Annotated in this window: 18 protein-coding genes, 1 pseudogene and 1 riboswitch; of the genes and pseudogenes, 14 read left to right on the top strand and 5 right to left on the bottom strand. The window is 73.9% G+C overall.

Translation table 11 applies throughout. The features are described 5' to 3' along the window. Together RKE29_RS14545 and RKE29_RS14540 are read right to left on the bottom strand one after the other, a co-directional pair. A pseudogene (locus tag RKE29_RS14545) lies at positions 1–530 on the bottom strand (hypothetical protein); the annotation flags it as partial. Between the two features lie 880 nt (positions 531–1,410). Further along, on the bottom strand, positions 1,411–1,638 hold the full coding sequence (locus tag RKE29_RS14540) for a hypothetical protein (protein ID WP_312005671.1): 228 nt from the start codon (positions 1,636–1,638) through the stop codon (positions 1,411–1,413). A 187-nt stretch (positions 1,639–1,825) separates the two neighbouring features. Here RKE29_RS14540 and RKE29_RS14535 point away from each other — a divergent pair, with 187 nt between their 5' ends. Further along, entirely contained in the window at positions 1,826–2,803 is a 978-nt protein-coding gene (locus tag RKE29_RS14535) for a carbohydrate kinase family protein (RefSeq protein WP_312005670.1), read from the top strand. 95 nt (positions 2,804–2,898) lie between these two features. Here RKE29_RS14535 and RKE29_RS14530 read toward each other — a convergent pair whose 3' ends face one another. Next, positions 2,899–4,476 (bottom strand): aminotransferase class V-fold PLP-dependent enzyme, encoded by a 1,578-nt coding sequence (locus RKE29_RS14530; RefSeq protein WP_312005669.1) that lies wholly within the window; start codon positions 4,474–4,476, stop codon positions 2,899–2,901. Positions 4,477–4,822: 346 nt separating this feature from the next. On the opposite strand from RKE29_RS14530, the gene coxB reads away from it, so the two are divergent. From coxB to RKE29_RS14510, 4 genes are all read left to right on the top strand, one after another. Further along, positions 4,823–5,785 carry a cytochrome c oxidase subunit II gene (coxB, locus tag RKE29_RS14525; protein WP_312005668.1) on the top strand — a complete coding sequence of 321 codons (963 nt, stop codon included), beginning with the start codon at positions 4,823–4,825 and terminating at the stop codon, positions 5,783–5,785. After that, positions 5,782–7,518: a cytochrome c oxidase subunit I gene (gene ctaD / locus RKE29_RS14520; RefSeq protein ID WP_312005667.1), complete on the top strand. Its 1,737-nt coding sequence runs from the start codon at positions 5,782–5,784 to the stop codon at positions 7,516–7,518. The genes coxB and ctaD overlap by 4 nt, the downstream gene beginning before the upstream one ends. Beyond that, positions 7,515–7,913 (top strand): cytochrome c oxidase subunit 4, encoded by a 399-nt coding sequence (locus RKE29_RS14515; RefSeq protein WP_312005666.1) that lies wholly within the window; start codon positions 7,515–7,517, stop codon positions 7,911–7,913. The genes ctaD and RKE29_RS14515 overlap by 4 nt, the downstream gene beginning before the upstream one ends. A 263-nt stretch (positions 7,914–8,176) precedes the next feature. Next, entirely contained in the window at positions 8,177–9,472 is a 1,296-nt protein-coding gene (locus tag RKE29_RS14510; protein WP_312005665.1) for an Ig-like domain-containing protein, read from the top strand. A gap of 77 nt (positions 9,473–9,549) precedes the next feature. Here the strand turns inward: RKE29_RS14510 and RKE29_RS14505 are convergent, their stop codons facing one another. Continuing rightward, positions 9,550–9,954 carry a hypothetical protein gene (locus RKE29_RS14505; protein ID WP_312005664.1) on the bottom strand — a complete coding sequence of 135 codons (405 nt, stop codon included), beginning with the start codon at positions 9,952–9,954 and terminating at the stop codon, positions 9,550–9,552. Between the two features lie 243 nt (positions 9,955–10,197). On the opposite strand from RKE29_RS14505, the gene RKE29_RS14500 reads away from it, so the two are divergent. The 6 genes from RKE29_RS14500 to RKE29_RS14475 all read left to right on the top strand — a co-directional run bounded on the left by RKE29_RS14500 (position 10,198) and on the right by RKE29_RS14475 (position 17,912). Beyond that, positions 10,198–10,818 carry a heme-copper oxidase subunit III gene (locus RKE29_RS14500; protein WP_312005663.1) on the top strand — a complete coding sequence of 207 codons (621 nt, stop codon included), beginning with the start codon at positions 10,198–10,200 and terminating at the stop codon, positions 10,816–10,818. A gap of 66 nt (positions 10,819–10,884) precedes the next feature. After that, a complete protein-coding gene (locus RKE29_RS14495) occupies positions 10,885–11,694 on the top strand; it encodes a c-type cytochrome (protein WP_312005661.1) in 810 nt (269 codons plus the stop codon). Then, entirely contained in the window at positions 11,691–12,761 is a 1,071-nt protein-coding gene (locus RKE29_RS14490) for a Rieske 2Fe-2S domain-containing protein (RefSeq protein WP_312005660.1), read from the top strand. Before RKE29_RS14495 ends, RKE29_RS14490 begins: the two co-directional genes overlap by 4 nt. After that, positions 12,758–14,392, top strand: a complete 1,635-nt coding sequence (locus tag RKE29_RS14485; protein ID WP_312005658.1) for a cytochrome bc complex cytochrome b subunit — start codon at positions 12,758–12,760, stop codon at positions 14,390–14,392. The genes RKE29_RS14490 and RKE29_RS14485 overlap by 4 nt, the downstream gene beginning before the upstream one ends. Before the next feature lie 265 nt (positions 14,393–14,657). Further along, on the top strand, positions 14,658–15,731 hold the full coding sequence (trpD, locus tag RKE29_RS14480; RefSeq protein ID WP_312005656.1) for an anthranilate phosphoribosyltransferase: 1,074 nt from the start codon (positions 14,658–14,660) through the stop codon (positions 15,729–15,731). Between the two features lie 380 nt (positions 15,732–16,111). Continuing rightward, positions 16,112–16,229, top strand: a riboswitch (SAM riboswitch). Between the two features lie 222 nt (positions 16,230–16,451). Beyond that, positions 16,452–17,912, top strand: a complete 1,461-nt coding sequence (locus RKE29_RS14475) for an aminotransferase class V-fold PLP-dependent enzyme (RefSeq protein ID WP_312005654.1) — start codon at positions 16,452–16,454, stop codon at positions 17,910–17,912. 31 nt (positions 17,913–17,943) lie between these two features. On the opposite strand, the gene RKE29_RS14470 is transcribed toward RKE29_RS14475, so the two are convergent. Then, the gene (locus RKE29_RS14470) at positions 17,944–18,225 is read right to left on the bottom strand and encodes an Lrp/AsnC ligand binding domain-containing protein (protein WP_312005653.1); all 282 of its coding nucleotides are present in this window, start codon (positions 18,223–18,225) and stop codon (positions 17,944–17,946) included. Between the two features lie 258 nt (positions 18,226–18,483). On the opposite strand from RKE29_RS14470, the gene RKE29_RS14465 reads away from it, so the two are divergent. The 3 genes from RKE29_RS14465 to RKE29_RS14455 all read left to right on the top strand — a co-directional run bounded on the left by RKE29_RS14465 (position 18,484) and on the right by RKE29_RS14455 (position 21,405). Further along, a complete protein-coding gene (locus RKE29_RS14465; RefSeq protein ID WP_312005674.1) occupies positions 18,484–18,729 on the top strand; it encodes a hypothetical protein in 246 nt (81 codons plus the stop codon). A gap of 20 nt (positions 18,730–18,749) precedes the next feature. Next, positions 18,750–20,108, top strand: a complete 1,359-nt coding sequence (locus RKE29_RS14460) for an NYN domain-containing protein (protein ID WP_312005672.1) — start codon at positions 18,750–18,752, stop codon at positions 20,106–20,108. Between the two features lie 274 nt (positions 20,109–20,382). Further along, positions 20,383–21,405 (top strand): NlpC/P60 family protein, encoded by a 1,023-nt coding sequence (locus tag RKE29_RS14455; protein ID WP_312005652.1) that lies wholly within the window; start codon positions 20,383–20,385, stop codon positions 21,403–21,405. Positions 21,406–21,998: the final 593 nt, after the last annotated feature.

Genomic DNA, 21,998 nt, shown 5'->3' with positions numbered 1-21,998 from the left:
GCGCCGGCACCGTCCGGCGCGGCGGGCGAGGACGCCGGGCAGTCGGCGGTGGCGCCCTGCGCGCGGGCGCCGCCGCGGCCGCTCAGCGCCTTCAGCGCCTCGGCCGCGCCGATCAGCGGGTAGGAGTCGCCCTTCGCGGGCTGCGACAGCATCCCGGCGCCGGCCGTCGGCGCACCGTCGGCCCCGATCTGGAGGGTGGTGGCCCAGCCGTACGTCCGCAGCTGCCCGAGCACCGGGTCCGCGGTCACCAGGCGCTCGGCGCCGCTGGTGTGACGCGCGTCGACCACCGCCCCGCGCAGTCCGAGCGCGTCCAGAACCGGCCGGGCGGCGCGCTCGGCGTCCCGCTCGGAGACGGCCCGGCCGCCGCCCGCGGGCTCCGCGCCCCGGTAGGAGGGGCACTCGCCGGAGGCCGTCGATCCGCCGTCGGCTCCCGGCGCCGGCTCGGCGGCGCTTCCCGCACCGGAGCTGCCCGTGCCGGTGCTGCCCGCGGCGCTGCCCCTGCCGGCGCCTGCCGTATCGGAGGACGACACGCCGCCGTCCGGGCCGGCGGGCGGCGCCGGCGGCCGTCCGCACGTACCGTCCGGCACTCCGTGGCGGCTNAGGACGACACGCCGCCGTCCGGGCCGGCGGGCGGCGCCGGCGGCCGTCCGCACGTACCGTCCGGCACTCCGTGGCGGCTGTAGGTCCACCCGCCCGGAGCCCGGCCGTCGACCTGGAGCACCGGGCCGGAGCCGTCCCGCGCGCCGCCGACCCGCCAGCCGCCGCCGGTGGCCCGCGGGCTGCCCGGCACGCCCAGGGCCTTGGCCAGCCGCGCCACGTCCTCCTCGGCCACCGCGCCGTCCGCCCGGTAGACCGGGGCCGAGCGGGGGCCGTCCGGCAGCGGGCCGGTGGCGCGGTAGCGCGTCCCGTACGGGTCGGGCTCGCCCGGTGCCACCCCGCTGCCGTCCGCCGCGTGCCCCACGGGCCCGTAGCCCTCCAGCGCCAGCGGCTCGGGCGTCTGCCGCCCCCGCGCGGCGTCCCGGGCGGACCCGCCGCCGTCCGCCGTGGCCTGCGCCCAGTAGGCTCCGCCGCCCCCGGCCAGCAGCACCGCGGCCACCGCGGCCACGGTCAGCGGAGACCGCCGCCACCGCCGCGCGCCGCTCCGGGCGGGCGGCCGGCCGCCCTCGGGCTGCCGCGCCGCGCCCGCGGGGTCCGGTGTCTCCTGGTTCTCCGGCCGCGGAGAGGTGTCGTCGGTGCTCACCGTCTCACTCCATTCGACTGGCGGCCGCCCCGGCGGGCGGGCCGCGCCGTCCCTGTCGTGGGGGGACACCGGTGGGACGGAGGCCGAAGGCGAGCGGTTCCCGGGACGGCCCGGCGGGCGCGCCGGGACACGCCCGGGTGAGCGCGGCGGGCCGCGCCGCCGCGGCGCGGTCAGTCGCCGTAGTCGGACATGCCGTCCAGCAGGCGGGCGGAGGCGGGGGGAACCGTGATGCCCGTGCCGCGCGCCGGGGCCGGGCGGCCGCCGGCCGGCGCTACCCTGGCCGCGGCCGTCCAGTGCGGGGCCATCCGCGCGCAGTCCCCGCGCAGTTGGGCCAGGGACTCGGGTTCGGCAGCCTCGGCGGTCTCGGCGGGCTGAGCGGTGGGGATGTGCTCGGGCATGGGGGCTCCCGGTCCTCGTCCAGGGGGGCCGCGGGGGAGTGCGGCCCCGTCAGTGGCACCGTAGGCACCGCCGCCCCCCGGGCGAAAGTCCTACTATCAGGTAATTTGGCCCTCTATGGGGGCGGTAAGCGAGCGGGTACCGTAAGGCGTCCGTCTTTCTCCCGTCGCCCGCAGGAGCTCACCCGTCGTGCGTATCGCAGTCACCGGCTCCATCGCCACCGATCACCTGATGACCTTCCCCGGCCGCTTCGCCGAACTGCTCGTCGCCGATCAGCTGCAAACCGTCTCGCTCTCCTTCCTGGTCGACGCCCTGGAGATCCGCCGCGGCGGCGTGGCGCCGAACATCTGCTTCGGCATGGGCGTGCTCGGGCTGCGGCCGGTCCTGGTCGGCGCGGCCGGCGCGGACTTCGCCGAGTACCGCTCCTGGCTGGACCGGCACGGCGTGGACACCGCCTCCGTGCGGATCTCCGAGGTGCTGCACACCGCCCGCTTCGTGTGCACCACCGACGCCGACCACAACCAGATCGCGTCCTTCTACGCGGGCGCGATGAGCGAGGCCCGGCAGATCGAGCTCCAGCCGGTCGCCGACCGGGTCGGCGGCTTGGACCTGGTACTGATCGGCGCGGACGACCCGGAGGCGATGGTCCGGCACACCGACGAGTGCCGCACCCGCGGCATCCCCTTCGCCGCCGACCCCTCCCAGCAGCTCGCCCGCATGGACGGGGAGGACATCCGCCTGCTCATCGAGGGCGCGGACTACCTGTTCACCAACGAGTACGAGGCCGCGCTGACCGAGTCCAAGACCGGCTGGTCGGCGGAGGAGATCCTGGCGAAGGTCGGCACGCGCGTGACGACGCTCGGCGCGCAGGGCGTGCGCATCGACCGCGTCGGCGAGCAGCCCATCCTCGTGGGCACGCCGGAGGAGGAGGCGAAGGCCGACCCGACCGGCGTCGGCGACGCCTTCCGCGCGGGCTTCCTGTCCGGCCTGTCCTGGCAGCTGCCGCTGGAGCGCGCCGCGCAGGTCGGCTGCATGCTCGCCACGCTCGTCATCGAGACGGTCGGCCCGCAGGAGTACGAGCTGCGGCGCGGGCACTTCATGGAGCGGTTCGCCAAGGCGTACGGCCCGGAGGCGGCGGCCGAGGTCCGCGGCCACCTCGGCGGCTGAACCGGCCCGCCCGGCCCGGTCGCCGCGCCCGCGTACGGGCAGCGTCGGCGTACGGGCCGGGCGGACGTCACGGGCCAGGCCGGCCGCGTCCCGGGTCAGGCGCGGCGCCGCACGTGGTAGGCGGTGCCGCGCGGCGCCGGGGTCTCGCCCGCGTACTCCTGGCCCCGCATCCCGCACCACGCCGGGATGTCCAGCCGCGCCGCCTCGTCGTCGGACAGCACGGTCACCAGGCCGCCGACGGGCACGTCGCCGATCACCTTGGCCAGCTCGATCACGGGGATCGGGCAGCGCTTGCCGAGGGAGTCCACGACCCGCGCGGCCGGTTCGGCGGCAGCCGCGTCCGCCGCCTCCGCCGCCGGACCCCCGGCGGCGGGCCCCGGCCCGTCCGCCCGCTCCCGGTCCGCCCGCGAACCGTCCGCCTGCCCGTCTGCCAGGGCCCCGGCCTCCGGCTCTCCGATCTCCGGCCCTCCGGCCTCCGCGGTCGCGGCCCGCACCGGTCCGGCCTCCGGCGGTACGGCCGCGGCGGCGACCCGCGCCGGGGGCGCGCCAAGCCGCTCCCGCGCCCCGCGCACCGCCTCCGGCAGCACCGCCAGGAACCGCTCGACGTCCTCCTCGCGCGTCCCCGCCGGCAGCGACACCCGCACGTTGCCCTCGGACAGCACGCCCATGGCGCGCAGCACGTGGCTCGGCGTCAGCGCGCTGGAGGTGCACGACGACCCGGACGACACCGAGAAGCCGAGCCGGTCCAGCTCGTGCAGCAGGGTCTCCCCGTCGACATAGAGACAGGAGAAGGTGACCAGGTGCGGCAGCCGCCGCTCGGGGTCGCCGACCACCTGGACGTCCGGCACCAGCTCCGGCACCCGCGCGCGCACCCGCTCCACCAGCTCCCGCAGCCGCTCCGCCTCGGCCGCCGCCTCCTGCCGTACGGCGCGCAGCGAGGCGGCCGCGGCCACGATCGCCGGCAGGTTCTCGAAGCCGGGCGCGCGGCCCGACTCCCGTTCGTCGGCCGGCGCGGCGCGGAAGCGCACGCCCTTGCGCACGGCGAGCAGCCCGACGCCGGGCGGGCCGCCCCACTTGTGGGCGCTGGCCGCCAGCAGCGACCAGGCGCCCTCGACCGGGCCCCAGCCCAGCGACTGGGCGGCGTCCACCAGCAGCGGCACGCCCGCCGCCGCGCAGACCCCGGCCACCTCGGCCACCGGCTGCCGGGTGCCCACCTCGTGGTTGGCGGACTGGAGGCACGCCAGCGCGGTGCCGGCGGGCGCCTGCCGCAGGGCCTCGGCGTAGCCGTCCGCCGCCACCCGGCCCGTACCGTCCACGGCGACCTCGGCCACCGTGCCGCCCGCCGCCTGGTGGGCCGCGGCGGCGTTCAGCACCGCGGAGTGCTCGACGGCGGAGACCACCAGGTGGCGGCCTGCGCGGCGGCGGCCGGCCAGCGCTCCGGCCACGCCGTCGTGCAGCGCGCGCGTCCCCGAAGGAGTGAAAACCAGTTCGTCCGGGCGGCACCCGGCGGCCTCGGCGGCGGCCTCGCGGGCCGCGTCCAGCAGCAGCCGGGCGCGCCGCCCCTCGCGGTACAGGCGGGCCGGGTCGGCCCACCCCTCGTCCAGGGCCGCGAGGAGCGCCTGCCGGGCGACGGGGTGGAGGGGAGCGGCGGAGGCGGCGTCGAAATAGGGCACAAGGGAACGCTAACTCCTGCCGTGCCCGGGGCGGCTCCGGCCGCCCGCGCGGGCCGTCCCGCGCGCTCCGGCCGCCCCGCCCAAGCCCCGCCCGCACCCTCGCCCGCACCCCCGTCCGCGACCCGTCTAGGCGGCCCGTCCGACCGGGCCCGGCCACTGGTTACCGGCCGGTTCCACCCCTTCGGGGAGTGGCCCGGCGCGTTGGGCACCCTCCCCGCGTGGCCCTGAAAGGCGTCCAGTAGGGTTTGCTCCGCATAAACATCAAAACCCCTGCCCGCACGGGCCGGCGACCGACAGCGAGACGGCCGCGGGCCGCCGCGCGGCGAGACTCTTGGGAAGGCGCTACGTGAGCCCCAACGGCCCCGACCGCTCGTCGCGGCGCCCGGTGCGGCGGAAGCTGCTTCAGGCGCTGTGCGCGGGCCTGGTCCTCGCGACCGCCACCGGTTGCACCTCCAAGGATTTCCCCCGGCTGGGAATGCCGACCCCGGCCACCGAAGAGGCGCCGCGCATCCTGTCCCTATGGCAGGGTTCGTGGGCGGCCGCGCTCGTCACCGGCGTGCTCGTATGGGGGCTGATCCTGTGGTCGGTCGTCTTCCACCGGCGCAGCCGCACCAAGATCGACGTACCGACGCAGACCCGGTACAACCTGCCGATCGAGGTCCTGTACACGGCCGTGCCGGTCGTCATCGTGTCGGTGCTCTTCTACTTCACCGCCCGCGACGAGAACGAGCTCCTGAAGACCTCCAAGAAGCCCGACCACGTGATCAACGTGGTGGGCTTCCAGTGGAGCTGGGGCTTCAACTACATGGAGAACGTCGACGGGAAGGCGGCCACCCCGGCCCGCAGGCCCGCGGAGATCGACAGCATCGGCGACAAGGCGCTGGCCACCGTGCCCAAGGGCGCGGAGGGCGTCTACGACGTGGGCACGCCGGGCGACCGCAACCCGGACACCGGCGACCCGGGCCCGACCATGTGGCTGCCGAAGGGCGAGAAGGTCGAGTTCATCCTGACCTCCCGGGACGTCATCCACTCCTTCTGGGTGGTGCCCTTCCTGATGAAGCAGGACGTCATCCCGGGACGCACCAACCGCTTCGAGGTCACCCCCAACCGGTACGGCACCTTCCGGGGCAAGTGCGCCGAGCTGTGCGGTGTCGACCACTCCCGGATGCTCTTCAACGTCAAGGTCGTCTCCCCGCAGGAGTACCGGCAGCACCTGAAGGACCTGGCGAAGCGGGGCCAGACCGGGTACCTCCCGGCAGGCATCGAGCAGACGGACGCCGCCAAGAACGCGGAGACGAGGAACAAGTGAGCACCCTCAACGAACCCCAGGGTGCCGGTGAGGCGGCCTCGTACGAGGACGAGCTGCCGGTGCGCCGGAAGCAGCCCGGGAACGTGGTCGTGAAGTGGCTGACCACGACCGACCACAAGACGATCGGCACGCTGTACCTGACGACGTCGTTCGCGTTCTTCCTCATCGGCGGCGTCATGGCGCTGTTCATGCGCGCCGAGCTGGCCCGCCCGGGCACGCAGCTCATGACGAACGAGCAGTTCAACCAGGCGTTCACGATGCACGGCACGATCATGCTGCTGATGTTCGCGACGCCGCTGTTCGCGGGCTTCGCGAACTGGATCATGCCGTTGCAGATCGGCGCGCCGGACGTGGCCTTCCCGCGGCTGAACATGTTCGCCTACTGGCTCTACCTGTTCGGGTCGCTGATCGCGGTGGCCGGGTTCCTCACCCCGCAGGGCGCGGCGGACTTCGGCTGGTTCGCCTACTCGCCGCTGTCGGACGCGGTCCGCTCGCCGGGCATCGGCGCCGACATGTGGATCATGGGCCTGGCGCTGTCCGGCTTCGGCACGATCCTCGGCTCGGTCAACTTCATCACCACGATCATCTGCATGCGGGCGCCGGGCATGACCATGTTCCGGATGCCGATCTTCGTGTGGAACACGCTGCTGACCGGTGTGCTGGTGCTGCTGGCCTTCCCGGTGCTGGCCGCCGCGCTGCTGGCGCTGGAGGCGGACCGGAAGTTCGGGGCGCACGTCTTCGACGCGGCCAACGGCGGCCCGCTGCTGTGGCAGCACCTGTTCTGGTTCTTCGGCCACCCCGAGGTGTACATCATCGCGCTGCCGTTCTTCGGGATCATCTCCGAGGTGATCCCGGTGTTCAGCCGCAAGCCGATGTTCGGCTACATGGGTCTGATCGGCGCGACGGTCGGTATCGCCGGCCTGTCGGTGACGGTGTGGGCGCACCACATGTACGTCACCGGAGGCGTGCTGCTGCCGTTCTTCTCCTTCATGACCTTCCTTATCGCGGTGCCCACCGGTGTGAAGTTCTTCAACTGGATCGGCACCATGTGGAAGGGCTCACTGAGTTTCGAGACACCGATGCTGTGGGCCGTCGGCTTTCTCATCACCTTCACCTTCGGCGGTCTCACCGGTGTGATCCTCGCCTCGCCGCCGATGGACTTCCACGTCTCGGACTCGTATTTCGTCGTGGCGCACTTCCACTATGTGGTGTTCGGCACGGTGGTCTTCGCGATGTTCTCCGGATTCCATTTCTGGTGGCCGAAGTTCACCGGCAAGATGCTCGACGAACGCCTCGGGAAGATCACCTTCTGGACGCTGTTCGTCGGCTTCCACGGCACGTTCCTCGTCCAGCACTGGCTCGGCGCCGAGGGCATGCCGCGCCGGTACGCCGACTACCTGGCGGCCGACGGCTTCACCACCCTGAACACCATTTCCACCATCAGCTCCTTCCTGCTGGGCCTGTCGATCCTGCCGTTCCTCTACAACGTCTGGAAGACCGCCAAGTACGGCAAGAAGATCGAGGTGGACGACCCGTGGGGCTACGGCCGCTCGCTGGAGTGGGCGACCTCCTGCCCGCCGCCGCGGCACAACTTCCTCACCCTGCCGCGCATCCGCTCCGAATCGCCGGCGTTCGACCTGCACCACCCGGACATCGCCGCCCTCGACCAGCTGGAGAACGTCGGTCCCGAGTCCGACAAGGCCCTCGCGGGCGGACAGGAGGCCGGCAAGTGAAGGTCCAGGGCAAGATGTTCATCTGGCTGGCCGTCTTCATCCTGGCCATGGCGATCGTCTACGGCGCCTGGTCGAAGGAGCCGGCCGGCACCACGGCGCTCTTCCTGGCCTTCGGCCTGAGCATCATGATCGGCTACTACCTGGCGTTCACCGCGCGCCGGGTGGACACCGGGGCTCAGGACAACAAGGAGGCGGACGTCGCCGACGACGCCGGCGAGCTGGGCTTCTTCAGCCCGCACAGCTGGCAGCCGCTCTCCCTGGCCGTCGGCGGGGCCCTGGCCTTCCTGGGCGTCGTCTTCGGCTGGTGGCTGATGTTCTTCTCGGCCCCGATGGTGATGGTCGGCATCTTCGGCTGGGTCTTCGAGTACTACCGCGGCGAGAACCAGAACCAGTAGCCGCCCGCCGAGCGGCACGGGGCTCGGACGCGTCCAGCGCGCGTCCGGGCCCTTCGGCGTCCCGCGTGGCGCGGGCCGGGCCACCCGCGCGGGCACACCCGGCCGTCCGGGCCACCCGCCTGTCTGCCGGGCCCGGCTCCGAGCGGCACGGCCGCCCCGCTCGTGCACCGGGCCGCGAGCCCCGGGGTCCTCCCGGGCGACCGCCGCCCCTCGTTCGGCGCACTGAGCGCGCCGTACGCCGCCGGGGTTCCTAGCGTGAAACCATGAGTCACCAATCCCGGTCCCGGGCGGCGGGCGCCCGGACCCTCCTGCGGGGCGTGCCCGCGCCGGCCGCGGCCCTCGTCGCGGCCCTCGTGGCGGGGCTCACCGCCTGCGGCGGCCCCTCCGGCGACCCGCTGGCCTCCCGGCCGTACGACGCGGCGCACCAGCTCACCGTCGGCACGGCGGGCCGCGCGGCCGGCCGCCCGGCGGACCCGGACCAGCCGCTGGTCGTCACGGCCAGGGACGGCGGACGCATCACGGACGTGACGGCCAGCGACGAGGCGGGCCGCCACCTGCGCGGCGAGCTGACCGCCGACGGCCGCCGCTGGCACAGCACCACGCCGCTGACCGCCGACACCCACTACACGCTGCGGGTGAGCACCGAGAACGGCCGCGGCGCCCCGGGCCGCCACACCCTCGGCGTGGACACCGCCGAGGCCGGCGACCGGCGGCTGCGCGTCGCCCTCGGCCCCGGCTCCGGCACGTACGGCGTCGGGCAGCCGCTGACCGCCCGGCTGTCCGACCCGGTCGCCGACCCGGCCGAGCGGGCCCTGGTGGAGCGCTCCCTGAAGGTCACCTCACGGCCCGCGGTGACCGGCTCGTGGACCTGGGTGGACGACCGCACCCTGCACTACCGGCCCCGCGGCTACTGGCCCGCGCACGCCACCGTGTCCGTGCGCTCCACCCTCCGCGGCGCCCGGGTGCGCCCCGGACTCTTCGGCGGCGCGACCCCGCCCATGACGCTGCGCACCGGCGACCGCGTGGAGGCCGTCACCGACGCCGCCGCGCACCGCATGACGGTGCTGCGCGACGGGCGTGTGGTCCGCGTGCTGCCGGTCACCACCGGCAAGTCCGGCTACGAGACCCGCAACGGCGTCAAGGTGATCCTGTCCCGTGAGGAGACCGTGCGCATGCGCGGCACCACCATCGGCATCTCCGAGAGCAGTGACGACTCCTACGACCTGCTGGTCCACTGGGCGGCGCGGCTGACCTGGAGCGGCGAGTACGTGCACGCCGCGCCCTGGTCGGTGGACTCCCAGGGGTACGAGAACGTCAGCCACGGCTGCACCGGCATGAGCACCGAGGACGCCCACTGGTTCTTCGAGACCACGCGCGTCGGCGACATCGTGCGGACGGTCAACAGCGGGGGCGCGACCATGACGCCCTTCGACAACGGCTTCGGCGACTGGAACGTGCCGTGGCGGCTGTGGCGGGCGAACAGCGCGCTGACGCCCCACCGGGCGGCCCCGGACGCCGCGGACGGGACCCGGTCGGCGAGGCTGCGCCCCGGCACCTGAGCCCCGCGCCCCCGGGACGGCAGCCCCGCGCCCCCGGGACGGTCCCCGTGGCCCCCGGGGCGCGGGCCACGCGGCGGTCAGCCGCCCACGGCCGCCGGGCGCCGGCGCAGCAGGTCCGCCAGGGCGTCCGCGAGGGCCACCGGGTCGACCGGGTGGGTCACCGCCGCGTCCGCCCGGCTCCACGTGGCCAGCCACGCGTCCTGGGGGCGGCCGATCAGCAGCAGCACCGGCGGGCAGCGGAAGATCTCGTCCTTGATCTGGCGGCACACGCCCATGCCGCCGGCGGGCACCGCCTCGCCGTCCAGCACGCACGCGTCCACGCCGCCCGCCTCCAGTGCGGACAGCACGGCGGGCAGGGTCGCGCACTCCAGGATCTCCACCGGCGGCACGTCGGCGGCGGGCCGCCGCCCGACCGCGAGCCGCACCTGCTCCCGGGTCCCCGCGTCGTCGCTGTAGACCAGCACCGTGGCCGTCGGTCGCATGGGCTCACACCTCCGCAGGACGCGCCCCGCGCCGCACCGGCGTGCGGCGGCGGGCGCGTACGGGCGACTTCACGACTTGCGATCCTGACGCGATGCTACCGCCGCGCGCCGCGCCCGGGCAGGGGGCGTACCCGGCCTTCCCCCGTTCGAGCGAACCGCGCCGCGGCCCGGACGAGCTGCGGCGACGCCGCGGACACTCCGAAGTGCACCCCCGGAGTGAGCACGAGATAAGCGACCGACATAATGTCGGTCGTGGCGACAGCAACGACAGTAGAAACCGGGCACGCGCACCCGTCGGTCAACCGGCCGAACCTGGTCAGCGTCGGGACCATCATCTGGCTGAGTTCCGAGCTGATGTTCTTCGCGGCGCTCTTCGCGATGTACTTCACCCTCCGTTCGGTGACGGGCGAAGAGCACTGGTCGGAGATGGCCGAGTCGCTGAACGTCCCGTTCTCCTCGGTGAACACGACGATCCTGGTGCTCTCCTCCCTCACCTGCCAGCTCGGTGTGTTCGCCGCCGAGCGCGGTGACGTGAAGAAGCTGCGCTTCTGGTTCGTGATCACGTTCATCATGGGCGCGGTGTTCATCGGCGGCCAGATCTTCGAGTACACCGAGCTGGTGAAGAAGGACGGCCTGTCGCTGTCCTCCGACCCGTACGGCTCGGTGTTCTACCTCACCACCGGCTTCCACGGCCTGCACGTGACGGGCGGGCTCATCGCCTTCCTGCTGGTGCTGGGACGCACGTACGCGGCCAGGAGGTTCACCCACCAGCAGGCGACGGCGGCCATCGTCGTGTCCTACTACTGGCACTTCGTCGATGTCGTCTGGATCGGTCTCTTCGCCACGATCTACCTGATCAAGTAAGCCGGTCCGCACCGGACCAACGTCCGCATCGCATCGACGCAAGAGATCCTGACACCGGGGTAATCCGTGAAAAAGCTCTCCGCACGACGGCGCCATCCCCTGGCCGCGCTCGTCGTCCTACTCCTCGCGCTGGCGGTCACCGGGGGGCTGTACGCCGCGCTCTCGCCCACCGAGGCGAAGGCCGAGGACACCTCCGCCCAGTCCCTCGCCATCGAGGAGGGCAAGAAGCTGTACGCCGTCGGCTGCCAGAGCTGCCACGGCACCGGCGGCCAGGGGACGTCGGACGGTCCGAGCCTGGTCGGTGTCGGCTCGGCCGCCGTGGACTTCCAGGTCGGCACCGGCCGGATGCCCGCCCAGCAGCCGGGCGCCCAGGTGCCGAAGAAGCGGAACATCTACTCCCAGTCGAAGATCGACCAGCTCGCCGCGTACATCGCCTCGCTGGGCGCGGGCCCGGAGAAGCCGTGGCGCGGCCAGTACGACCCGTCGGGCGCGGACATCGGCAGGGGCGGCGAGCTGTTCCGTACCAACTGCGGGCAGTGCCACAACTTCTCCGGCAAGGGCGGCGCCCTGACCAACGGCAAGTTCGCGCCCTCCCTCAAGGGCGTGTCCGACAAGCACCTCTACGAGGCCATGCTGACCGGGCCGCAGAACATGCCCTCCTTCCCCGACTCCACGCTGCCGGAGAAGGAGAAGAAGGAGATCATCGCGTACCTGAACGCGGTCAACGGCTCCAAGGCCGAAACCCCCGGTGGTCTGGAGCTCGGCGGCCTCGGCCCGGTGAGCGAGGGCCTGTTCGCCTGGGTGTTCGGCATGGGTGCCCTGATCGTCCTCACCATCTGGCTCGCCGCCCGTACCGCAAAGGCCAGGAAGTCATGAGCAGTCACGACATCTCGCAAGCACCGGAAGCGGAGGACAACCTCCCGCACGGGCACGGCACGGCGGCCGGAGGTGAGGTCGACACCGCCGAGAACCCGTTCGCGGACCCGGGCCCGCCGCCCCACGAGCACCGCGTCCAGGACATCGACGAGCAGGCCGCCCGGCGCTCCGAGCGCACCGTCGCCCTGCTGTTCACGGTCTCGATGCTGGCCACGGTCGCCTTCATCGCCTCGTTCGTGGCGCTGCCGGTCGACAAGATCATCTACGTCTTCCCGATCGGCCACATCAGCGCCCTGAACTTCGCGCTCGGCCTGACCCTCGGGCTCGCCCTGTTCGCCATCGGCGCGGGCGCGGTCCACTGGGCCCGCACCCTGATGTCCGACGTCGAGATCATCGACGAGCGGCACCCGATCGAGGCCGACGCCCAGACCCGGGCGAAGGTGTTCGCCGACTTCCAGGACGGCGCCGCCGAGTCCGGGTTCGGCCGCCGCAAGCTGGCCCGCAACACCCTGTTCGGCGCGCTGGCCCTGGTGCCGCTGTCCGGCCTGGTGCTGCTGCGCGACCTCGGCCCGCTGCCGGAGGACAAGCTGCGGCACACCGCCTGGCGCAAGGGCAAGCGGCTGATCAACCAGAACACGATGCAGGCGCTGCGGCCCGAGGACATCCCCGTCGGCTCCCTCACCTTCGCCATGCCCGAGGGGCTGGAGGAGGACGACCACGACTTCCAGGTGGAGATCGCCAAGGCGGCCCTGATGCTGATCCGGCTCCAGCCGGAGAACATCAAGGACAAGCGCGAGCTGGACTGGTCGCACGAGGGCATCGTGGCCTTCTCCAAGATCTGCACGCACGTCGGCTGCCCGATCAACCTGTACGAGCAGCAGACGCACCACGTCCTGTGCCCCTGCCACCAGTCGACGTTCGACCTCGCCGACGGCGGCCGGGTGATCTTCGGCCCGGCCGGCCACGCCCTGCCGCAGCTGCGGATCACCGTGGACGGCGAGGGGTACCTCGAAGCCATGGGCGACTTCGCCGAGCCCGTCGGCCCGGCCTTCTGGGAGCGCGGATGAGTACTGTGAGCGACACCCGGCGCCGGGACGGCAAGGCCCCCGCGGGTGAGCGGGTCGCCGACTGGGCCGACGGCCGGCTGGGCATCTACGGCCTGGCCAAGGCCAACATGCGCAAGATCTTCCCGGACCACTGGTCCTTCATGCTGGGCGAGGTCTGCCTCTACAGCTTCGTCATCATCATCCTCACCGGCGTCTACCTGACGCTGTTCTTCCACCCCAGCATGGAAGAGGTCACCTACCACGGCCCGTACGTGCCGATGCAGGGCGTGCGGATGTCCGAGGCGTTCAGCTCGACGCTCGACATCAGCTTCGAGGTGCGCGGCGGCCTGCTGGTCCGGCAGATCCACCACTGGGCCGCGCTGGTGTTCCTCGCCGGCATGTTCGTGCACATGATGCGGGTGTTCTTCACCGGCGCCTTCCGCAAGCCGCGTGAGGTCAACTGGCTGTTCGGCTGGCTGCTGTTCGTGCTCGGCATGTTCACCGGCTTCACCGGCTACTCGCTCCCCGACGACCTGCTGTCCGGCACCGGCCTGCGGTTCATCCACGGCGCGATCCTGTCCGTCCCGCTCGTCGGCACGTACATCGACTTCTTCCTGTTCGGCGGCGAGTTCCCGGGCGGCGACATCATCTCCCGGCTCTACCCGATCCACGTGCTGCTGCTGCCGGGCATCATGCTCGGCCTGCTGGTGGGCCACCTGATCCTGGTGTTCTTCCACAAGCACACGCAGTACCCGGGCCCCGGGCGCACCAACAAGAACGTCATCGGCATGCCGCTGCTGCCGGTGTACGTGGCCAAGGCGGGCGGCTTCTTCTTCCTCGTCTTCGGCCTGCTGGCGGCCCTCTCCGCGATCGCGACGATCAACCCGATCTGGGCCATCGGCCCGTACCGGCCGGACCAGGTGTCCACCGGCGCCCAGCCCGACTGGTACATGGGCTTCTCCGAGGGCCTGATCCGCGTGATGCCCGGCTGGGAGATCAGCGCGTGGGGCCACACGCTGGTGCTCGGCGTGTTCATCCCGCTGGCGGTCTTCCCGCTGGTGCTGCTGGCGATCGGCGTGTACCCGTTCATCGAGGCGTGGATCACCGGCGACAAGCGCGAGCACCACATCCTGGACCGCCCGCGCAACGCGCCCACCCGCACCGCGCTCGGCGTGGCCTGGCTGACGGTCTACTTCGTCCTGCTCGTCGGCGGCGGAAACGACCTGTGGGCCACCCACTTCCACCTGTCGATCAACTCGATCACCTGGTTCGTGCGGATCGCGTTCTTCGTCGCGCCGGTGCTGGCGTACCTCGTCACCAAGCGGATCTGCCTGGGCCTCCAGCGGCGCGACCGGGACAAGGTGCTGCACGGACGCGAGTCCGGCATCATCAAGCGGCTGCCGCACGGCGAGTTCGTCGAGGTGCACGAGCCGCTGTCGCAGGCGCAGCTGCACACCCTCACCCAGCACGAGCAGGCGCAAGCCTACGAGATCGGCCCCGAGGTCGACGAGAACGGCGTACGGCGCCGGATCACCCGCTCGCAGAAGCTGCGCGCGAAGCTCTCCAAGGGCTACTTCGGCGAGGGCAGCCAGATCCCCAAGCCGACGGCCGAGGAGTACCGGGAGATCACCAGCGGCCACGGCCACCACTGATCCCCTCCCGCCGCGAGGCTCCACCCCGGGGCCCCGGCCCGGACCCGCCACGGTCCGGGCCGGGGCCCCGGTGTTCTTCCGGCCGGGCGAACCTGTCCGCGATGCGGGCGGGCGGCCCACGGCGCCCGTACGCCGCTAGGCTGGGTGGCCGGCCCGGCCCGGGACGGCCCGGCCGGCATCACCGGTGCCACGCCGGACCGTGCCGTACGCACAGCGCGGGCCGCCGCCCGCCCGCGAGGCCCCCGCACGCCAGGAGGAGCGCGCCATGCACGAGGTGACCCCGGCCGGAGCCGGCAGCGACGCGACGGCCCGCAGCTGGGCCGACATCCTCGACGCCCTGCTGGCCGGCCGGGACCTCGGTGCGGACGACACCGCCTGGGCCATGGACCGCATCATGAGCGGCGAGGCGACGGACGCGCAGATCGCCGGGTTCGCGGTCGCGCTGCGCGCCAAGGGCGAGACCGTCGCCGAGATGTCCGGCCTGGTACGGGCCATGTACGCGCACGCCCGCCTGGTGGAGGTGCCCGGTCCCAGCGTCGACGTCGTCGGCACCGGCGGCGACCGCGCCAGGACCGTCAACATCTCCACCATGGCCGCGCTCGTCGTCGCCGGCACCGGCACGAAGGTCGTCAAGCACGGCAACCGCGCCTCCTCCTCCGCCAGCGGCTCCTCCGACGTCCTGCGGGAGCTGGGCGTCAACCTCGACGTGTCACCCGAACGGGTGGCGGCCGTCGCCGAGGAGGCGGGCATCACGTTCTGCTTCGCCCTCGCCCACCACCCCGCGCTGCGGCACGTCGCCTCCGCGCGGCGCGAGCTGGGGATCGCCACCCCGTTCAACTTCCTCGGCCCGCTGACCAACCCGGCCCGGGTGCGCGCCCAGGCCACCGGCGTGGCCGACGCCCGCATGGCGCCCATCGTCGCGGGCGTCCTCGCCGAGCGCGGCTCCAGTGCCCTGGTCTTCCGCGGCGACGACGGCCTGGACGAGCTGACCGTCACGGCCACCTCCCAGGTCTGGGAGGTACGGGACGGCGGCGTGCGGCAGCAGGCCTTCGACCCGCGCGAGGTGGGCCTGGACCTGGTGCCGGTGGCCGCGCTGCGCGGCGCCGACGCGGCGCACAACGCGGGCGTCGCACGGCGCCTGCTGGCCGGGGAGACCGGCCCGGTACGGGACGCGGTCCTGCTCAACGCGGCCGCGGGCCTGGTCGCGGCCGACCCGGACCCGGGCGACAAGCCGCTGGAGGAGCGCATCCGGGCCGGCATCGAGCGGGCGGCCGAGTCCATCGACTCGGGGGCGGCGGGCCGGACGCTGGAGCGGTGGGTCCGGGCCACGCGCGCGTAGGGCGGGCGCGGCAGGGAGTTCTCCCCGCCCCGCCCCTGCCCGCTTCCGGGGCCATGCCCTGGGCCCCCGGCCCGTTTGCGGCGAGACGTTCCGACGGGGTGTCAGGAGATCGGGACTCGGCTCGGCCTGGGCCGACGAGCCACGGCCGGCCGGGGGATTCCCCGCAGGTGGCAGGGCGTCGGCTCCAGCCGCCCGCCCGCGTGTCGGGCCACCACCCTCACGCGCGGGCGCGCTGTACGCCGCCTGGTCCGGCAGCGGCGCGCTCCGGGTGCGCGGCGGGGCAGGGGCCGCGGCGGCCTTGGGCGCGGCCGTGCGGGCCTGGCGTTCCGGGATGCGGACGGTGGTTGCGCGCGCGTACCCGACTGGCATAATCGGCTCCAGGTCACGAGTGACAGCGACTACGGCCCCGGCCCGCTGTCCGGCAACCCTCCGTCCGTGGCGGGGTGCCCCGGGTGATGACCAGGCCGTGGGCAGCGAGGTCCACGGCAAGCGCGGACCCCTCGCGAGACCAGGGGTCCTGGTGGTCGAGGGAGTGCGTACGTGATGCAGCGAATGCGCTAGGGCCGGTCGGCCCCTTTCACGCGTCTTCTGTACGGCCCGTGCGCCCCGCGCCGAGCCGCTTCCTTTCCTCTTCACGTCCGCGCCCGCGCCCAGGCCGCGCGGTCCGCGCCTTCGCGCGCCGCCCCGCCTCGTGTGCTCGTCCCACCGGGAGATCCCGCCATGTCCGCATGCCCTGCCGCCGCCGTCACCGCCGACCGTCCCGCCTCGTGTGCCACCGAAACCGCCACCGAAACCTTCACTGAAACCGCCGCCGCGACCGCCGGACCGCTCGACGCGCCGCTGCCCGTCCTGGGCGAGGACGTCCGCGTCCCGCTCGTCACCGGCGGAGAGGCCCCCTACGCCGCGCTGGACTACGCGGCCAGCGCGCCCGCCCTGCGCCGGGTGTGGGACGACGTGGCCGCCTACGCCCCGTACTACGGCAGCGTGCACCGGGGCGCCGGGTACCTGTCGCAGCTGTCCACCGACCTGTTCGAGGCCAGCCGGCGGCGGATCGCCGACTTCCTCGGCTGCCGCTCCGGCGACCACGTGGTCTTCACCCGCTCCACCACCGACTCGCTCAACCTCCTGGCGGCCGCGCTGCCGCACGGCACGCGCGTGTTCGTGTTCGAGACCGAGCACCACGCGGCGCTGCTGCCGTGGGCGCGGCGGGCGGACGTGACCGTGACCTACCTGCCCGCCCCGCGCTCGCCCCGGCAGGCGGTCGACGCCTTCCGGGCGGCGGTGGCCGGGCGTCCGGCGAGTCCCGCGCTGCTGTGCGTGACCGGCGCGTCCAACGTGACCGGGGAGCTGTGGCCGGTGCGGGAGCTGGCGGCCGCGGCGCGCGCGCACGGCGTGCGCGTCGTGCTGGACGCCGCGCAGCTCGCGCCGCACCACCCGGTGGACATCAGTGCCCTGGACGTCGACTGGGTCGCCTTCTCCGGGCACAAGCTGTACGCGCCGTTCGGCGCCGGCGTGCTGGCCGGCGCGGCGGACTGGCTGCGGGAGGCCGAACCGTACCTGGCGGGCGGGGGCGCGAGCCGGCGCGTGGCGCGCGCCGCCGACGGCGGCGTCGATGTCGAGTGGCACACCTCCGAGGCCCGGCACGAGGCCGGTTCGCCGAACGTCATCGGCGCGTACGCCATCGCCGCCGCCTGCAAGGCGCTGACCGAGGCGGGCCGGGAGCGGCTGGCCGCGCGCGAGCAGCGGCTGCTGGCGCGCCTGCGCGCGGGGCTGGCCGAGGTGCCCGGCGTGCGGGTGCTGTCGCTGTTCGGCGACGACGCGCCCCGGGTGGGCGTGGTGTCCTTCGTGGTGGCGGGCTGGAACAGCTCGCACCTGGCCGCCGCGCTGTCCGCCGAGTACGGCATCGGCGTGCGCGACGGCCTGTTCTGCGCCCACCCGCTGGTGCGCACCCTGCTGGACCACGCGCCGCAGGAGCCGGGGGAGTGCGGGGCCCCGGACGCGGCGCCGGGGGAGCGCGCCCTGAACGCCGTGCGCGTCAGCTTCGGCGCCGGCACCCCGGAGGAGCATGTCGAGCGGTTCGTGACGGCGGTGCGGGAGCTGGTCGAGCACGGGGCGCGGTGGAGCTACCGCACCGAGGCCGGGCGGTGCGTGCCGGAGGGCCGGAAGGCCGCCGACCTCTGACCGGGACGGCGCGGCGCGGGGAGCGCGCGGCCTACGCGTCCAGGCCGATCGCGAACGCCGCCTCCAGGTCGTGCCGCGAGTAGGTGCGGAAGGCGATGTGGGTCTCGGTCGCGACCACGCCGGGCAGCTTGCTGATCCGGCCCGGGATGACCTCCGCCAGGTCGTCGTGCCCCGCCACGCGGACCATGGCGAACAGGTCGTACGCGCCGGTGACCGAGTACACCTCGCTGACCCCGTCCAGGGCGGCGATCCGCTCGGCCAGCTCCGGGATCCGGTCCACGCTGGTCTTGATCAGCACGATCGCGGTGATCACGGCTGCCTCCCTCGCTCGCGCCCGGTGCGCGCCGTTACTCTAGGCGCTCGTTCCCCGGCCGGCCACGCCGGCCCGCGGCGCCCCTCCGTGCCCGCGCCGCCGGGCGCCGGAGGCGTCGGCCGCGTGCGCTGGCGGGTGCGCCGGAGCGCGGGCCGGACACGGCCGGGAGACCCTTACGGCTCGTCACGGGCCCCGGCCTAGGCCGTAGGGTTACAGGGGAGCCCAGACGTGCCCAGACAAGCCGAGGACGATGACACCATGGCCGTTCCCCTGCCGACCGAGACGACCCGCTGGCGCTGCACGCTGTGCGGCAACCTCACCCGGTTCGACGTCACCCGGTCCACCAAGGCCGTCGAGTACGTGCACCTGGACCTGGCCGGCGAGCCGCGCGTCGAGGACCGCGAGGTGGTCAGCGAGACGATCGAGTCGGTGCGCTGCCGCTGGTGCAACACGGTCGACCAGATCGAGCTGGTCGACCGGCCGGGAGCGGGCGCGAGCGCGTGAAATACGGAGCGTGACGCGTGGTGGAGCGGACGGGCGGCCCGGAAGCGGCCGGTGACGCCGGCGGCGGCGCCGAAGCCCTCGGCCACCCCCTGCCCGAAGGCGTGCGGCGGCGGGTCGTGGCGCTGGTCGCGGACGCCTTCGGCGGCCTGACCTTCGCCGAACTTCCGCCCGCTCTGCGGCAGTACGCCCGTTTCACCCCTACGCGCCGGGCGAAGTTCGCGGGCAACGCCATGGCGGCCGCCGTGGAGTCCGACCCGGTCTTCCGGCAGCGGGTCGCGAGCCGGCTGCGGGAGAGCGAGGCCGAGCTGGCCGAGGCCATCGAGGGCGGGTCGCCGCCCGCGGCCGCCGATCCGCTGGACGTGGCGGCGGTGGCGTACGTGCTGCGGCCGGCGGGCTGGGTGAAGCTGGTGGAGGCCGCGGGCGAGGAGGCGCAGCGCGCGTCCGCCGAGCGGGCCGGCGAGGAGGCGGAGCGCGAGCTGAAGCGGCTGCGGCAGGAGCTGGCGCAGGCCCGGGCCGAGGGGCGCGGCGAGGTGGAGCGGATGCGCGCCGAGTTGGAGGCGGCGCGCAAGGAGGCGGACGTGCTCCAGCGCAAGCTGCGCGCCGCGCACAGCGACGTCAAGCGCGGCGAGGCGGCGCTGCGCAGGGCCGAGTCCGAGCTGGCCGGCGAGCGGTCCGCGGCCGACGCCCGGCTCGCGGTGGCCGAGGGCGAGGCGCGGCGGCTGCGCGGCCGGCTGGCGGAGGTGGAGGCGGCGCTGGAGGCGAACCGCCGCGCGGTGCGCGAGGGGCGCAGCGTGGTGGACATGCGGGCCCGGCTGCTGCTGGACACGGTGCTGGAGGCGGCCCAGGGGCTGCGCCGGGAGCTGGCGCTGCCGCCCGCGTCCGTCCGCCCCGCGGACACCGTGGACGCGCTGGAGCCGGGGCGGATGACGCCGAAGGACATCGCCACGCGGGCGCTGTCGGAGACCGACCCGGCGCTGCTGGACCAGCTGCTCGCGCTGCCGCAGGCACACCTGGTGGTGGACGGCTACAACGTCACCAAGACCGGCTATCCCACGATGCCGCTGGAGAAGCAGCGGCTGCGGCTGCTGGGGGGTCTGGCGATGCTCGCGGCGCAGACGGGCGCGGAGGTGACGTGCGTGTTCGACGGCGCGGAGCTGGCGGCGCCGGTGCTGCTGGCCCCGCCGCGCGGGGTGCGGGTGCTGTTCAGCAAGCCGGGCGTGACCGCGGACGAGCTGATCCGGCAGCTGGTGCGGGCCGAGCCGCCCGGCAGGCCGGTGGTCGTGGTCTCCGCGGACCGCGAGGTGGCCGACGGGGTGGCGCGGGCGGGGGCCCGGCCGGTGGCGTCGCTGCTGCTGCTGAAGAGGTTGGCCCGTACATGAGGTGACGCTGTGACCCTTGTGACGTCAGCGTACGGTGAGGTTACGATCACTTACAGTGTGATAATTGTAAAAGATGCGCGTACAGACCCGGATTTTTCGCAAGGGGATTTGAAGGGATCACGGGCGGGTCACTAAGGTCGGCTCGAACCGCCGCGAGGTTGATCATCCATCGGGGATGTCAGCGGAGGTACCGCCGAGTCCGTGGCGCGTCGCACGGAGCCGGGGTGAGCTTTCCGACCCGGTAGGCGGCTGGAGGAAGAAGGAGCTCGCCTTCGTGGCGTCCCACCGTCGACCCAAGCAGCCGAGCCGCACGCGTGTGTCCGTCCTGACCGCCACCGCGGCAGCGGCCGTCGCCCTCACCTCCCAAGCCGCCCACGCCGACCCCAGGACGACCAAGAAGGACGTCAAGGAGCAGGTCGACAAGCTCTACGAAGAGGCGGAGCAGGCCACCGAGAAGTACAACGGGGCCAAGGAGAAGCAGGACCAGCTGCAGAAGCAGGTCGCCGACCTCCAGGACAAGGTGGCGCGCGGTCAGCAGGAGCTGAACGACCTGCGCGACAGCCTCGGCGCCATGGCCACCGCGCAGTACCGCACCGGCGGCATAGACCCGTCCGTCCAGCTCCTGCTGTCCTCCGACCCCGACAGCTACCTCGACAAGGCGTCCGCGCTCAGCCAGTTGAGCGGCAAGCAGGCCGAGGCGCTGCGGAAGATCGGCGACCGGCAGCGGGTCCTCAGGCAGCAGCGCGAGGAGGCGGCCGGCAAGCTGGACGACCTCGCCGCCACCCGCAAGGCGCTCGGCGAGAAGAAGAAGGAGATCCAGGGCAAGCTCGCCAAGGCCCAGAAGCTCCTCAACACCCTCACCGCCCGGGAGCGCGCGGAGCTCGACCGGGCCTCGCAGCGCGCCAGCCGCTCGGAGTCCCGCCCGGACCTGGGCCAGGACGTGCCCGACTCGCAGCGCGCCGCCGCCGCGCTCGCCGCGGCCCAGTCGAAGATAGGCTCCCCGTACGTGTGGGGCGCGACCGGCCCGACCGCCTTCGACTGCTCCGGGCTCACCTCCTGGGCGTACGCGCAGGCGGGCGTCCAGATCTCCCGCACCTCGCAGTCGCAGGCGGGCGACGGCGTGCGCATCGGCCGCAGCCAGCTCAAGCCCGGCGACCTGGTGCTCTTCTACGGCGACCTGCACCACGTGGGGCTGTACGCGGGCAACGGCCAGGTCCTGCACGCGCCGCGCACCGGCACCACGGTCCGCTACGAGTCGATCAACAACATGCCGTTCATGTTCGGCGTGCGCATCTGACTCCCGGCCCGCGCCCCTTCCTCTGACGGCCCGTCGGCCGTCCGCACGGCCCGCCTCCCTTCCGGCGTCGCCGTGCCGCGCGCCTCACTCTCCCCGGTGACAGCGGGAACTCTCGCTTGACGACCGCCCCGTCGGTGACCTGCGGGTTGCCACGGGGCGTCAGCGTCTGCCCGCGAGGCGGTCCTTGGCCCCGCCCCGGCCCGCCGCTACTGTCTGCCGCGCGATTTCCGGCCCGTCGCTCCTGTCCGCGGCGCGATTCCGGCCCGCCCCGGTGCGCGGCGCGGCAGGATGCCACCCGGCGCCACCCCGCGCCGCCCGGCGTCCCTCCCGGTGCCTCACCGGCGGGACGCCCGCGGGCGTCCCGCCGGGCGTCCTGGCGGCGGACGGCGGTGTACGGCGATCGCCCGGCAGCGTTCGACGCCGCTCGGCACCGCTGGACAACGCCGGACCAACGCCGGACAACACGGAAGGGAGTGCGGCCTGCCGTGGCGCGCCACCGTCGATCCCCGCGGCCCGGAGCCGACCGGGTGCCCCGGGCCGCCCGGGCCACCGTCCTGGCCGCGGCGGCCGCGGTCGCCGCCGCCGCGCTGGCG

It is taken from the genome of Streptomyces sp. B1866 (genome assembly GCF_031932565.1).
Classification (GTDB): Bacteria; Actinomycetota; Actinomycetes; order Streptomycetales; family Streptomycetaceae; genus Streptomyces.
This window is presented reverse-complemented; position numbering and strand designations above follow the sequence as displayed.

Bases quoted from the DNA above. Each gene is read 5' to 3' on its own strand.
- RKE29_RS14500 (WP_312005663.1), top strand. From the start codon at position 10,198: ATGTCGGTCGTGGCGACAGCAACGACAGTAGAAACCGGGCACGCGCAC.
- trpD (WP_312005656.1), top strand. From the start codon at position 14,658: ATGCACGAGGTGACCCCGGCCGGAGCCGGCAGCGACGCGACGGCCCGC.
- RKE29_RS14505 (WP_312005664.1), bottom strand. From the start codon at position 9,954: ATGCGACCGACGGCCACGGTGCTGGTCTACAGCGACGACGCGGGGACC.
- RKE29_RS14490 (WP_312005660.1), top strand. From the start codon at position 11,691: ATGAGCAGTCACGACATCTCGCAAGCACCGGAAGCGGAGGACAACCTC.
- RKE29_RS14540 (WP_312005671.1), bottom strand. From the start codon at position 1,638: ATGCCCGAGCACATCCCCACCGCTCAGCCCGCCGAGACCGCCGAGGCT.
- RKE29_RS14485 (WP_312005658.1), top strand. From the start codon at position 12,758: ATGAGTACTGTGAGCGACACCCGGCGCCGGGACGGCAAGGCCCCCGCG.
- RKE29_RS14475 (WP_312005654.1), top strand. From the start codon at position 16,452: ATGTCCGCATGCCCTGCCGCCGCCGTCACCGCCGACCGTCCCGCCTCG.
- RKE29_RS14465 (WP_312005674.1), top strand. From the start codon at position 18,484: ATGGCCGTTCCCCTGCCGACCGAGACGACCCGCTGGCGCTGCACGCTG.
- RKE29_RS14510 (WP_312005665.1), top strand. From the start codon at position 8,177: ATGAGTCACCAATCCCGGTCCCGGGCGGCGGGCGCCCGGACCCTCCTG.